General features: G+C 59.3%; 13 protein-coding genes. 7 read left to right on the plus strand and 6 right to left on the minus strand.

What is annotated here, in order from left to right:
* Positions 1 to 83 precede the first annotated feature (83 nt).
* Positions 84 to 1115, plus strand: a complete 1032-nt coding sequence (gene rlmF, locus AC1Q6D_RS13425) for a 23S rRNA (adenine(1618)-N(6))-methyltransferase RlmF (RefSeq protein WP_103403879.1) — start codon at positions 84 to 86, stop codon at positions 1113 to 1115.
* A 111-nt stretch (positions 1116 to 1226) separates the two neighbouring features.
* On the opposite strand, the gene AC1Q6D_RS13430 is transcribed toward rlmF, so the two are convergent.
* Positions 1227 to 1664, minus strand: a complete 438-nt coding sequence (locus tag AC1Q6D_RS13430) for a DUF3757 domain-containing protein (protein ID WP_103403878.1) — start codon at positions 1662 to 1664, stop codon at positions 1227 to 1229.
* A 354-nt stretch (positions 1665 to 2018) separates the two neighbouring features.
* Positions 2019 to 2300 carry an HU family DNA-binding protein gene (locus tag AC1Q6D_RS13435; protein WP_007905514.1) on the minus strand — a complete coding sequence of 94 codons (282 nt, stop codon included), beginning with the start codon at positions 2298 to 2300 and terminating at the stop codon, positions 2019 to 2021.
* Positions 2301 to 2696: 396 nt separating this feature from the next.
* Between AC1Q6D_RS13435 and yejK the strand changes: the two genes are divergently transcribed.
* Together yejK and AC1Q6D_RS13445 are read left to right on the plus strand one after the other, a co-directional pair.
* A complete protein-coding gene (gene yejK / locus AC1Q6D_RS13440) occupies positions 2697 to 3701 on the plus strand; it encodes a nucleoid-associated protein YejK (RefSeq protein WP_047532779.1) in 1005 nt (334 codons plus the stop codon).
* Positions 3701 to 4051 carry a glutaredoxin family protein gene (locus tag AC1Q6D_RS13445; protein WP_090464824.1) on the plus strand — a complete coding sequence of 117 codons (351 nt, stop codon included), beginning with the start codon at positions 3701 to 3703 and terminating at the stop codon, positions 4049 to 4051. Before yejK ends, AC1Q6D_RS13445 begins: the two co-directional genes overlap by 1 nt.
* Before the next feature lie 38 nt (positions 4052 to 4089).
* On the opposite strand, the gene AC1Q6D_RS13450 is transcribed toward AC1Q6D_RS13445, so the two are convergent.
* The 4 genes from AC1Q6D_RS13450 to AC1Q6D_RS13465 form a co-directional block, all read right to left on the minus strand.
* Positions 4090 to 5025, minus strand: coding sequence for a glutathione S-transferase family protein (locus AC1Q6D_RS13450; protein WP_103403877.1), 936 nt, complete (start codon positions 5023 to 5025; stop codon positions 4090 to 4092).
* Between the two features lie 87 nt (positions 5026 to 5112).
* Positions 5113 to 5424: a GIY-YIG nuclease family protein gene (locus AC1Q6D_RS13455; RefSeq protein ID WP_103403876.1), complete on the minus strand. Its 312-nt coding sequence runs from the start codon at positions 5422 to 5424 to the stop codon at positions 5113 to 5115.
* Between the two features lie 39 nt (positions 5425 to 5463).
* The gene (locus AC1Q6D_RS13460) at positions 5464 to 5934 is read right to left on the minus strand and encodes a nuclear transport factor 2 family protein (RefSeq protein WP_047532787.1); all 471 of its coding nucleotides are present in this window, start codon (positions 5932 to 5934) and stop codon (positions 5464 to 5466) included.
* Between the two features lie 121 nt (positions 5935 to 6055).
* Positions 6056 to 6682 carry a response regulator gene (locus AC1Q6D_RS13465; RefSeq protein WP_090464829.1) on the minus strand — a complete coding sequence of 209 codons (627 nt, stop codon included), beginning with the start codon at positions 6680 to 6682 and terminating at the stop codon, positions 6056 to 6058.
* Between the two features lie 337 nt (positions 6683 to 7019).
* On the opposite strand from AC1Q6D_RS13465, the gene AC1Q6D_RS13470 reads away from it, so the two are divergent.
* The 4 genes from AC1Q6D_RS13470 to AC1Q6D_RS13485 all read left to right on the plus strand — a co-directional run bounded on the left by AC1Q6D_RS13470 (position 7020) and on the right by AC1Q6D_RS13485 (position 12425).
* Positions 7020 to 7637 (plus strand): DUF1120 domain-containing protein, encoded by a 618-nt coding sequence (locus AC1Q6D_RS13470; protein WP_103403875.1) that lies wholly within the window; start codon positions 7020 to 7022, stop codon positions 7635 to 7637.
* A 344-nt stretch (positions 7638 to 7981) separates the two neighbouring features.
* The gene (locus AC1Q6D_RS13475) at positions 7982 to 8698 is read left to right on the plus strand and encodes a fimbria/pilus chaperone family protein (RefSeq protein WP_371919896.1); all 717 of its coding nucleotides are present in this window, start codon (positions 7982 to 7984) and stop codon (positions 8696 to 8698) included.
* Positions 8699 to 8800: 102 nt separating this feature from the next.
* Positions 8801 to 11272 (plus strand): fimbria/pilus outer membrane usher protein, encoded by a 2472-nt coding sequence (locus AC1Q6D_RS13480; protein WP_103403874.1) that lies wholly within the window; start codon positions 8801 to 8803, stop codon positions 11270 to 11272.
* Positions 11273 to 11282: 10 nt separating this feature from the next.
* Positions 11283 to 12425: a DUF1120 domain-containing protein gene (locus AC1Q6D_RS13485; protein ID WP_103403873.1), complete on the plus strand. Its 1143-nt coding sequence runs from the start codon at positions 11283 to 11285 to the stop codon at positions 12423 to 12425.
* Positions 12426 to 12500 lie beyond the last annotated feature (75 nt).

The following is a 12500-nucleotide window of genomic DNA, read 5'->3' on the forward strand; positions in this document are numbered from 1 at the left end:
GGCGCCCCGCACAGTTGGGCTCACGACGGCCGGATGTGGGACAATACCCGCCACTTTTAGCCATGCCCGAATCGACCACCCCCATGACCGCCCCCCGCACTCCCAAACCTGCGCGCCAAAAGCCTGAACCGACCAAGGCAGCCAAAGCCGTCGAGCCACGCGAGAAGGCCAGCCTGCATCCGCGCAATCGCCACCAGGGTCGCTATGACTTCCCGGCGCTGATCAAAACCACGCCGGAATTGAAGCAGTTCGTGATCACCAACCCATACGGCAAGGAAAGCATCGACTTCGCCAGCCCGGATGCGGTGCGCGTGTTCAATCGGGCACTGCTCAAGTCGTTCTACGGCATCGCCCATTGGGACATTCCAGCCGACTACCTGTGCCCGCCGGTGCCGGGACGTGCGGATTACGTGCACTTTCTGGCCGATCTGCTGGCCAGTGGCAATGATGGCGTGATCCCGCGTGGCGCGGCAGTGAAGGTGCTGGATATCGGCATGGGCGCCAACTGCGTGTATCCGCTGATTGGTCACAGCGATTACCGCTGGCAGTTCCTCGGCTCGGAGATCGACGCCACCGCCATCGCCGCCGCCAAAGCCATCATTCAGTCCAACGGCTTGAACAAAGCCATTCAGATCCGTCAGCAGAGCAACCCGAAACAGATTCTGCTGGGCCTGCTCGAAAGCGCCGAGCGTTTTGACCTGACTATGTGCAACCCGCCTTTCCATGCGTCTCTGGAGGAAGCGACCCGAGGCAGCACGCGTAAATGGCGCGCGCTGGGCAAGGCCGATCCGAAGCGCAAACTGCCGGTGCTGAATTTTGGCGGTCAGGCGGCAGAGTTGTGGTGTGAGGGTGGCGAGGCAAGGTTTGTCACGCAATTGATCAGCGAAAGCGCGCAGGTGGGGCAACAGGTGTTGTGGTTCAGCACATTGGTGTCGAAAGCCTCGAACCTGCCTGCGATCCAGATAGCCCTGAAAAAAGCTGGCGTACTGGAAAGCCAGGTGGTGGAAATGTCCCAGGGGCAAAAACAGAGCCGTTTCGTCGCCTGGACGTTCCAGACCAAGGCGCAGCGACAGGCCTGGCGTCAGGCGCGCTGGGTCAAGGCTTCAACGGAGTAACCGAACATCGTTGCGACTGGCCTTGGAGCAAGTCGTTGTCGAGGACAAAAAAACCGTGCCCGAACGACTCCGGCGCACGGTCTTTTTAACAAGCCTTACTTGCTTACAGCATCAGCGCTTCGCTGGCCTGACGATCTCTTTGAATGTACAGCCGCGCACTTCTTTGTTATCGCAGTAATACCGTGAATTCCACTCTTCCCACGATCCGCCGGTATCAATACTCGCGACGGTCCCTTCCCTTTTGAACTTCATGTCCACCGCGCCGTCTTTCTGCAGCCTGTAACCACAGCGCTGGACCTCACCGATGACGGTCCCCTCCTCGACATCCTTGTGAGGCATGAATATCGCCAATTCGAATTCGCCCACCGGCCCCTGGCCGCCTTGAGACACACCGTACCATTCGCCATCGCCGCTGGCCGTGGGCGCTTTGTAAATACCCGGGGCCAATTCCCTGATGTCTGAAGGGCTTGGGCAGTATTCCGTGACCTCTGCCCAGGCATGACCAGACAACAGAATCGAAATGCACATCACCAACTGTTTAAGTTTCATAGAACGTCCCTGTAACTAACAACCAGAATTTAGTTTTTAGCTTTTACGCAAAGCCAAGCGCGAAACCCGATCGATACTACCGATCTACGGCACACACTCAACTATCAGTTCCGTAGGAAAGTTCACTTCATAGACCAAGAAAACTGACTTATTTAACTCACACTGAAAAAACTGAAGCGACGCTTAACCAACAAGTCCATAAATTCATTACCAGAAACATTAAATGTCCGGGAATAAAACGTACTTCAGTGAAATAAACAAAGTGTTACATAGATCTACCTTGCGCAGACCATCCTGGCGGGCACAAAAAAACCGTGCCCGGATTGCTCCGGCGCACGGTTCTTTTAACAAGTCTTACTTGTTGACAGCGTCGGTCAGGCCTTTGGCCACAACCAGCTTGATCACTTTCTTGGCAGCGATTTCGATGGCAGCGCCAGTCGAAGGGTTACGGCCAGTACGGGCAGGACGCTCAGTCACTTTCAGCTTGCCGATACCTGGCAGAGTGATTTCGCCGCCGTTTTCCAGCTGATCGGCAACGATTTGGCCCAGTTGGTCCAGAGCGTTACGCGCGGTGGTTTTTGGCGCGTCGATAGCTTCGGCGATGTCGGCGATCAGTTGGTCTTTAGTAAGAGCCATTTAGTGTTCCTTCCCTATCAAATTCATATGGATTGCAGAGTGCAGTGTCAGCCATCGAGCCCGATCTTCTGGATCTGGCACCCTCGGCCAAATAACCACGGGATCGGGGTTATAGATACCGAAATCAGGGTTTGGTTCGACCTGACAAATGCTGAATGCACGCTTAACGCAGTGACGTCGCGTAAGACGGGGCAAAACTAGCACAGAGACGGGGAAATATCCGCCTCCAGCTACCCATTTGGTCAGCTTTATTGCTCTAAAACGGGAAAAAATCGCATATGTGCCGCCAGCCACCCTGGAATTGACCTTCGCACCGCGCCAAAACCAGTGGTTGCGGTACACTGAGCGCTTTTTCGGGGGAGCACGCCCTCCTCTCTTCAATCAGCCGAGAAACCCATGCCGATCCGTCATTGCATCGTCCACCTGATCGACAAAAAACCCGACGGCACACCTGCAGTTCTCCACGCTCGCGAATCGGAACTGGCCGAGTCCGCAGCCATCGAGAACATGCTCGCCGACCTCAATGAAAGCTATAACGCCAAACAGGGCAAAGCCTGGGGGCTGTTTCATCCGGAGTCCGGGGCCTTTCCTTTCAGCGGCTGGCTGAAGGAATACCTCGATGGCGGCAGGGACTTCACGGCGTTCAGCCGCGTGGCGGTGGAACACCTGCAAAAACTGATGGAGGAATCCAACCTCTCGGTCGGCGGCCACGTCTTGTTCGCGCACTACCAGCAAGGCATGACCGACTATCTGGCCATTGCCCTGCTGCACCACAGCGAAGGCGTCGCAGTGACCGATCAACTGGACGTGACCCCGTCCCGTCACCTGGACCTGGGCCAATTGCATCTGGCGGCGCGGATCAACGTGTCCGAGTGGCAGAACAACAAGCAGTCCAAGCAGTACATTTCGTTCATCAAAGGCAAGAACGGCAAAAAGGTTTCGGAGTATTTCCGCGACTTCATCGGCTGCCAGGAAGGCGTCGACGGGCCGGGCGAAACCCGCACGCTGCTCAAGGCGTTCAGTGACTTCGTCGAAAGCGAAGACCTGCCAGAAGACTCCGCGCGCGAAAAAACCAAGACCCTGGTGGATTACGCCAGCAGCCAGGCCAAACTGGGCGAGCCCATGGGCCTGGAAGAGTTGTCGGAGCTGATCGACGAAGAACGCCCTAAAGCTTTCTACGACCACATTCGCAACAAGGATTACGGCCTGTCGCCGGAAATCCCGGCCGATAAACGCACCCTGAACCAGTTCCGCCGCTTCACCGGTCGCGCCGAAGGCCTGTCGATCAGTTTCGAGGCGCACTTGCTGGGCTCGAAGATCGAGTATGACGAAGAGGCCGGTACGCTGATCATCAAGGGCCTGCCCACCTCGCTCACCGACCAGCTCAAGCGACGCAACTGATGCTGGGCAGGGTGTTGAAGAAATGCCTGCTGATCCTGCTGGTGGTCGTGGTCTACCAGAACTGGGGCAAGATCGAGCGCCTGATGGATCCGACCCGGTTGGTGTCCGAGCAGATGCAGCTCAAAGCCAATGTCGTGATCTACAGCACTGACTGGTGCGGCTACTGCAAACAGACCCGGCGCTTTCTCGATCAAAGGAACATTCCGTACAAGGAATTCGATATCGAAAAGGATGCTGTGGCGCGCAAGGACTATGAAGCGCTGGGCGGCGGCGGGATTCCGATCATCAATGTGAACGGAACGCTGATTCGCAAATATGACCCGGATGCCATTCTGGCCGCATTGAAGTAACCCTGCAGGAGCGAGCAAGCGCGCTCCTGCAGGGACTGTCAGGCCGCTTCGATCCGGAAACCGAACCGCGGAAAGTGCACATGCACCAGACCGCCACGCTCGTCTTCGCGACGAAGAATCAATTCCTCTCGGCCGGCAAACAACAATTCACCCGCCACCGGATCGACGCCATAGTCGGTTGCTGCGATCACCACCGGCTGGCCCGCCTTGAAACCATTCGGTTCATCGAACTGCTCGTCCGGCAATGCCGCCGGCGTGGAAGCCCGCGCCACTTGCAACGCCTCTTCGGCGGTCATCTCGTTCGAGGCGCCATGGCCGAACCCCAACACACGGGCATGCCATGCGGTCACCGCCGGATAGTTATCCACAAGCGCAGACGTCACGGGCGTCGCCTTGAGAAACCATAACGAATGCGCCAGGGCGAAGTCGGCAATCGACGGTTCGCCGAACAGGTAATCCCCCTCCTCGCGCTGCAGCTGTTGTTCCAGCCGCGACATGATCGTCGGCCATTGATGCCTGGCCTGCTCCGCCGACAGGCGCGTGGCGCTGCCGCCGCTGAACAACCCGGCGCGGTCGGCGATAAAGGCCTTGATCGCTTCTGGCGACAAATTGCCGAAGCGCACCGCGATCGATTCTGGCTGGAACACCAGGCTGACCGCATGCTGGAACACCACCGAATCGGCCCAGCTGGCGAAGCTGGCGGTGATCATTTCCTGGCCTTCCGGGAAGAACGCCGGCAGGGCTTTTTCCTGCTCCAGACGACGGGCGATCAACGAAGTGTCGCAATAAATATCCGCGCCGACTTGCAGCACCGGGGTCTTGCGATAGCCACCGGTCAACGCGGTCAGGTCGGGTTTGGGCATCACCGGTGAGATCTTCACCGAGCGCCAGGACAATCCCTTGAAGCCCAGCAGCAAACGCGCCTTTTCGGCAAATGGGGACGTCGGGTAATGATGCAGGATCAACTCGGACATGCTCGGCTCCGCCGCACGAATAGGAATTCGCAGCTTAGCGCGCAATCGGTTAGCGGCCTACAGATCTGCCTGATGGGAACTGATCAGTCAGAGTGATAAGCCGGCGTTCGCGCTGGCCACCAGGCATTCCTTGGCGCTTTTCTTGAGCTTCTTGATCAGGCGCTCCTGCCGCAGCGCTTCGCTTTTATCACGACAGACTTCGGTGTAGACCAGTGCCATGGCAGGGCTGGAAAGAAAGAAGCGTGCTCCTTTGCCGCTTTGATGCTTGGCAAATCGGCGCACGGGATCGTCGCTGATCCCGCAGTAGAGCGAACCATTGGCCGCGCGCACGAGATAGACGAACCAGGGTTTGCTCACCGCAGTGGCGGCGTCGACAGGGCTTTCGCTGGGGGCGTTCACTTAACGATCAGTGCTTGAAGGGGACAAGCCGCGATCTTATCAGCGGCTGGCCTGGAATGCCTTCAAACCCTTCAAGGCCTGAGCACGAACAGCGTTGCTCACCAACGGCGTCCAACCGAGCAGCAGGCCTTTGAAACCCAGCGCCTGACGCGACCACTTCCACAGATCGAAGCTGTCGTGATGCTCGCAAATCTTGCCGTCACGGAAAACGAAACGCGCCTGGATGTCATTGACCACTATGTTGCCGGTCTGACTGAACAGATAGGTCGCCACCCAATGGGCAGCGCCCGTGCGCTCATCGGCGCGGACGTTATCGAAACTCAGGGAGAAATCCTTGGCCCGGGTCGTCAGCATGCGCCACATATCGCTGGCATCGCGGCCGTGAAGCTCACCAAACGCCGGATCGCTGAACACCACGTCATCGGTATAGCAGGCCGCCATGGCCTCGGCATCCAGGCGCTGGAAGGCCTGGTAGAACCGGGTGATCAATGCGCTGTGGATATCACTCATGGGCAGGCTCCCTGTTGTTGCGAAATATGATCGAAAGATGGCCTGCACAATAATCTGCAAATGTGCCGAACACTATGGGCATTCGCCACGAGAATACCGGGACAGCTCGTACGCTGAGCGCCTAGGTCGACATTCCGCTGTCGCGGGCGTAGGAAAAAAGCTCGACATCCGTGGAAATACCCAAGCGGTGCATGGCCATGTTTTTTTGTTTACTGATGGTCGACACACTGCGCTGGAAGTGATTGGCGATTTCGCTGACGGTCATGCCACTGGCCAGCATCCGCACCACCTCGTGCTCTTTGGCCGACAACGGCAACTCGCTCATCTGACTGCCCGTGTCAGCCAGCAGTATTCGCAACGACTCGCTGATGTAGCGTCGCCCCCCACCCACCGCGTTGATCCCCAGGGGCAGTTCGGTCTCCGCGGCGGATTTGGCAACGATGGCCCGTACCCCCTGAGCCAGCGCCGCCCTCGCCGTGGCGACGCTGGTAAACATCGTCAGCACAATGACCGGCAATGCCGGATGGTCGCGCCGAATCGTACTCAACATTTTCAAACCATCGGCCTGCCGCCCTCCCGGCATGGAGAAGTCGGTGATCAACAGATCGCACGGTGTGCTCGAAAGAATGCGCATCAGGCTATCGGTACCCTCAGCCTCTGCAACGACTACGCATCGCCTGGTGGCATTGATCAACATCCGCAACCCGATGCGGACGACGCAGTGGTCGTCAGCAATTACGACTCGCATTGTGGGAGGTCTCCTGCTTGTGATTAAAGGGCGCGGAAATTAACGCCGTTTTCTCCCTCCCACAATGCCTCGCCAAAAGCCGAAAACTGGCTTAGTCAACGTTTCAAGGGCCAGTGTTTTTTGCCCTACGAACATTCAGATTATTCACACATCGCACAACGCAAAAACCTACAGCGGTGAGCTACCAGCGATCGGTGCATCGTCATCGCCCAATAAAATTTCTCATACACAGAGCCATCGCTTTTCGTATTTGTTGCATTCAAATCGCTGACCACACCCGCCTAAATTGCACCTCAATCGCTGCCCCCCATTTGCCGGTAAAACCAAGAGCTATCACATGAACAAGACATTAAGCGCACTCTGTACTGCATTACTCCTGACGGCAGCTTCGCCGGCCTTTGCCGCCAGCACCGACTTGACCGTCACTGGCGTCATCACCCCAAGCGCGTGCACACCAAACCTGTCCGGAGGTGGCATTGTTGATCATGGCAAAATTTCCGCGAAAGACCTCCGACCGGACAACCCCACTATGTTGCCCAGGCAAACGCTGCAAATGACCGTGAACTGCGATGCACCGGTTCAGTTCTACTTTTCTCCAATCGATCATCGGGCCGGTACCGCCTGGAACACGAGCAGCAACTTTGGGCTGGGCTTGACCAATGCAGGCGAGAAGCTGGGCTCGTTCTTCGTTGATGCGTTGAATGTGAAAGCGGACGGAGCCGACGCACAAGCTATTGTGTCGCAGGACGGCGGAAAAACCTGGGTCAAGGATCACTGGAAGGTCTACAACCTTTGGGCTGTCGGTGCCATGGGTGACACCAGTACGCCGCTCCCGGTGAAAGACCTGACCCTGGATCTTCAGGTAACCACTGTAATTGCGAGGGGCAGTGATCTGACCCTGACTGACGAAGTGCTGATCGACGGCTCAGCGACCTTGCAACTCAAATACCTGTAACGTCGAATCGTCCGGGCAACGGTTGATTTACACCGTTGCCCGTTCCTCCTGAAGACCCCATTGATACGTCCCTGCTCTTTTGACTATGTGCCTGCACGCCAACGCCCGTTGCGGCCAAAGGTACGGCGCTGCTCGCAACACTTATCTACACACAGGACAGTAGCTTTCGTACTTGTTGCATTCAAGAAACTGATACCAGCCGCTTAAATGGCACCTCAATCGGTGAGCCCCCCCATTTCCGAAATGCCCTGATGCCCCTTGCACCCATGGCCCCGTCGTCATCTGCAAGCTGACATCCGAGCGGTGCCATCGGCCTTTTCTCGAACCTATCGACGAGACACGTCATGACGATGTTTTTTACCTTCGCGCGCCCCTTGATTCACTGCGGTATCGGCGCGCTCGTTCTGTTGCTGGCCACCCAGGCGCAAGCCGATGGCATGGTCCCGAACACCTCGGTGGTGATCGTCAACGAGGCCGATGGCGAGGCTTCGGTTTCCGTGACCAATACCGACGCCAGCCTGGCATTGCTGCACGTCACCATTGAAGACATCGAGCAGGACAAGGAATCCCTGGTGTTCGTGACCCCACCGCTGTCCCGCGTCGAGGCGTCGAAAACCCAATTGGTGCGCTTCATCCTGCAATCGGAAAAGCCCTTGGTCACTCAACGCTTGAAGCGCGTGATCTTTGAAGGCATCCCCCAGGGCAGGCCTGCCGCTGACGCCGGGCATGCCCGCGTCGGGGTGACCGTGCGCCAGAACCTGCCATTGATTCTGCACCCCAAGGGCCTGGCGCCCAATCGCACGCCGTGGACCGACCTGCAATGGACGCTACGGGACGGCCAACTGACCGTGCGCAACGAAACGCCTTATGTGGTGCGCCTGGCGCAAGAGCTGCAATTGTTGCCATCCAGGAGCGGTGCTTTGTTACCGCGAACCTATGTGCTGCCCGGCGAGAGCATCAGTGTTCCAGCAATGGCCACGACCGCGACGCAGGTGCGCTTCTTGCCCGCCACCGTCTACGGTTTTGCGGTGCCGCACTACGACGCACCCGTCGAATCCTGAAACGCATCCCCCAGCGCCCCAAAGAAACGTGGGCGCTGACGAGAGACAGAGCCTGAACCACAGCGTATCGACCAGCACGCTGGCATAAGACAAGTGACCCCCATGAACACTGTATCAACCTACTGTGATGGCGAAGCCATGCCCGCCATTCGGGTGGCCAAGGCTCACGTTCAGCGACCCCGCCCCTGGGCCAAGGTCGTGCTGGGGTTGGCCAATGCGCTGGTGCTGACCGACGTCATGGCCGACTCGTCGCTGCTGACTTCGTTCGACAAGAGAACGCTACAACAACGCGGCATCGACCCGGCACTCGCGACGCTGCTGCTACAAGCGCCTCGCTTCACCGCGGGCCGACATCCGGTCACGCTCACGGTCAACGGTCAGCGCCGCGGGCGTGTGGATGTCGCGTTCAGCCGCCAGGATGACGTGTGCTTTGACCAGGCCCTGCTCGACACGGCAAACCTCAGGGTTCCTGCCCGTACGCAGGACGATCAGCCTTGTCATGACTTCCTCGGCGCCTGGCCACAAACCGTGATCGACCCGGACCCGGCCAGCCTGGGCCTGTCGTTGATCGTGCCCACTGACTCGATCCGCCCGACAACCCGGGACTTTACCGGCTACCAGACCGGTGGCTTCGCCGGTCTGCTCAATTACGACGTCAGCAGCCTGCACAGCCACTTCGGTGATCAGTCGAGCCGTTACATGTCGGCCAATACCGAACTGGGCTTCAACGCCGGCGACTGGATCGTGCGCAGTCGCCAGGTACAGACCCGGCAGGATGACGTGTCGCGCACCAGCCATTTGGCAGCCTATGCCCAGCGCACCTTCGCCAGTCAGCAAGCAGTGCTGCAGGCCGGACAGATCAGTCTCTATAACCCGGTGCTCGCCGGTACGCAGATCACCGGTGTGCAAGTCATGACCGAGCAGGCACTGCGGGTCGAAGGCCAGAACGCGGCGATCGAAGGCATTGCGCACAGCCAGGCGCAGATCGAAGTCAGGCAGAACGGTTCGCTGATTCATTCGACGGTGGTGCCCGCCGGTCCGTTTTCATTGAATGACGTGCGTCGGCTCAACCATCGCTCCGACGTGGAAGTCACGGTCAAAGAAGCGGACGGCAGTGAGCGCAGCTTTACCGTGCCGGCCGCCATGCTCGGCATCGGCCTGCCCGCGCCCGGCTTCTCGCTGGCAGCCGGCCAGGTACGCAGTACAAGTGATACGCAGGATGACAATCCATGGGTGATCAGCGGTGGCTGGAGCGGTGCGCTGGATCCTCAATTGCAGTTCAGCGCGGGCATGACAACCACGGCTGAATATCGGGCGACAGGTTTCAGTCTCGGCCTGTTGCCCTCGACCGCGACACAGATTCAAGCCAGCCTTTTGCGGACAGACGTCGGTGGACGCGCGCCCTCCCGCGGATTGCAGGGCGACCTGAGCGCATCCCATCGATTCGATGACCAATGGTCGATCAATGCCGGCAGCACCTACCGCACCTTCGGTTACCGCGAACTGGAGGATGCCGTCTTCAGCCTCTCGTCAGACAACGGAAAATCCCGTTACCGCGATCGGCAAAGCGTCGCGCTGGCCTGGTCACACCCGACCCTTGGCGCCTTCGGCGGCGGCATGAGTCGCTCGTCTTCATTCGATGGTCAAAGCAGCCGTCGTGCCCTGGCGTCATGGGGCACCAGCATCGGCGGGGTATCCGTTTCGGCAAATGCTGAATGGCAACTCAGCGGCGCGGGCGGCAGCGGTGACAGCGTCTACCTGAATCTCAGCATTCCCCTGGGCGAAAGTCGCCGGGCGCGAACCTGGGTGCGCAGTGCCGCTGGCGAGTACCGCAGTGGTGTCGGCCTGAACGATCGGATTAACGACCGATTTGGCTATCGGATCGGCATCGAACACGACACCCGCGACAAACAGGTGCAGTCCATTGTCGGCGCCTCGCTGCTGCCGCGATACAGCCAACTGGACCTGAGTTACACCCGTTCCGATGCCGAGCGTTCGAGCTATCAGGCCGGCGCCCGTGGCGGTGCCGTATTGCATGGCGGTGGCTTGACGCTGTCGCCTTATCCGGTGCGCGACACCTTCGCCCTGCTGTCGGTCGGTGAGATGGACGCCATCAGGGTCAGCACCCCCAGCGGTCCGGTCTGGACCGACAGTCAAGGTCAGGCGGTGGTCCCGCAGGTCGCTGCCTATGGCCGCAGTGCGGTGGAAATCGATACCCGTTCGCTACCGCGCAACATCGATATCAACAACGGCATGGCCGTGATTTCGGCCGGTCGTGGTGCGGTCGACCGCGTCGAGTTCGGGGTCACGATGACCCGCCGCGCCTTGCTCAAGGTCACCACGAGCCATGGCGCACCAGTGCCCCGAGGCGCGACGGTGAGTACCGAGGACGGCGAGTTCGTGACGCTGGTCCAGGACGGCGGCCAAGTGTTTTTACCCAATGTGCTCGACTTACGCCCGCTGTGGATAACCGCACCGGGGCTTGAGCGCTGCCGACTCGATTTCGAACTGCCGGTCAAAGCCGACGCCGAGGCGTACTACGAAACCGCCGCGGCCCTGTGCCGAGCCCTCTGAGGATCATTTGATGAGCCTGTCCCGTTACTTGCTGCCAGTCCTCGCCCCCCTGACGCTGAGTGCCTTCTCATCCCACGCCTGGGCGCTGCCGGATGACTGTCAGCTCAGCCTCAGCCAGCCCGTGCTCGACTACGGTTTGATGAACCGTGCGATACGCATCGATACAACACCGGTACTCACCTTGGGTGAACGACGCCTGAGCCTGAACCTGAGTTGTGCGCAGCCCACCGACATGAACCTGTTCTACCGCGCCATCGCGGCGTCCGCCGAGCGCTATCACTTCGCGGAGCACGGCAGTTATGAAATGCGTGTACGCGATGGCGTACTCGATGGGCAATCGGTCGATTTGGGACTGATTTCCACTGTCGGCCAGTCACCGGTGGACACTGCATCGACCCTGACCTGGCGCCCGGAACACGGCATCGCGCCAGTACGCGCCGGTACAGCGGCCCAGGGTCGGAGTTTCTCCGCACAGATTGAGGTGACTGCCTGGGCTCAGGAACAAGCGATGCGGGTGCGTGAGGCCGTCAACTGGGAAACCACGGGCGTATTCGACGCAGTCGCGGCAGGCCGCTCCCGGGAAGCCATTCTGCGCGCCCGCTTCGCGCCGGGGGCTTGCGAACCGGTGCTGTCCAACGCCGGCCTGGTCGACTTTGGCAGGTTGTCCAAGAGCGATCTGAATAGCGACCAGGACACTCGACTGCCCCCCAAGACCCTGACGCTGCGGGTCGGCTGTGATGCTCCGACCCACTTTGCCCTGGTCATGCACGACAACCGCGCAGGCTCGGCGACGGTCAACAGCGAAATCTACTACGGCCTGGCCTTCGATAACCGTGGCAACAAGATCGGCCTGTATTCACTGAACGTCGATCCGGCCGACGCCAGCGCCGACAGCTTCGCTCGCCTGTACCGAACCGACTCGACCACCACAGGCGCAGCCTGGAGCACGGCCAGTTCACGCCCGATACCCATCGGCCAGAAAAGCTACCTGGGCTTTACCGACATCGCTGGCAGCACTGCAGGCCCGGTTGCAATTGAGAACCTGACAACCGGCGTCACCGTCGAGGCCGTCATTGCGCCCGCCTCAAGCCTGGACCTGAGCACCGCCGTCCAGCTCGACGGCTCGGGAACGCTCGAAATTATTTACCTGTAACACCCAACCCACCTTGTTGACCCCGGGGCGCAATGGAGCGCCTTGGGCGAATCAAGGAATCAACCAGCGAAAAGG

This window comes from Pseudomonas sp. MT92, from assembly GCF_058792515.1.

Coding starts and splice junctions, on each gene's coding strand:
- rlmF (WP_103403879.1), top strand. CDS start 84: ATGACCGCCCCCCGCACTCCCAAACCTGCGCGCCAAAAGCCTGAACCG.
- AC1Q6D_RS13430 (WP_103403878.1), bottom strand. CDS start 1,664: ATGAAACTTAAACAGTTGGTGATGTGCATTTCGATTCTGTTGTCTGGT.
- AC1Q6D_RS13435 (WP_007905514.1), bottom strand. CDS start 2,300: ATGGCTCTTACTAAAGACCAACTGATCGCCGACATCGCCGAAGCTATC.
- yejK (WP_047532779.1), top strand. CDS start 2,697: ATGCCGATCCGTCATTGCATCGTCCACCTGATCGACAAAAAACCCGAC.
- AC1Q6D_RS13445 (WP_090464824.1), top strand. CDS start 3,701: ATGCTGGGCAGGGTGTTGAAGAAATGCCTGCTGATCCTGCTGGTGGTC.
- AC1Q6D_RS13450 (WP_103403877.1), bottom strand. CDS start 5,025: ATGTCCGAGTTGATCCTGCATCATTACCCGACGTCCCCATTTGCCGAA.
- AC1Q6D_RS13460 (WP_047532787.1), bottom strand. CDS start 5,934: ATGAGTGATATCCACAGCGCATTGATCACCCGGTTCTACCAGGCCTTC.
- AC1Q6D_RS13465 (WP_090464829.1), bottom strand. CDS start 6,682: ATGCGAGTCGTAATTGCTGACGACCACTGCGTCGTCCGCATCGGGTTG.
- AC1Q6D_RS13470 (WP_103403875.1), top strand. CDS start 7,020: ATGAACAAGACATTAAGCGCACTCTGTACTGCATTACTCCTGACGGCA.
- AC1Q6D_RS13475 (WP_371919896.1), top strand. CDS start 7,982: ATGACGATGTTTTTTACCTTCGCGCGCCCCTTGATTCACTGCGGTATC.
- AC1Q6D_RS13480 (WP_103403874.1), top strand. CDS start 8,801: ATGAACACTGTATCAACCTACTGTGATGGCGAAGCCATGCCCGCCATT.
- AC1Q6D_RS13485 (WP_103403873.1), top strand. CDS start 11,283: ATGAGCCTGTCCCGTTACTTGCTGCCAGTCCTCGCCCCCCTGACGCTG.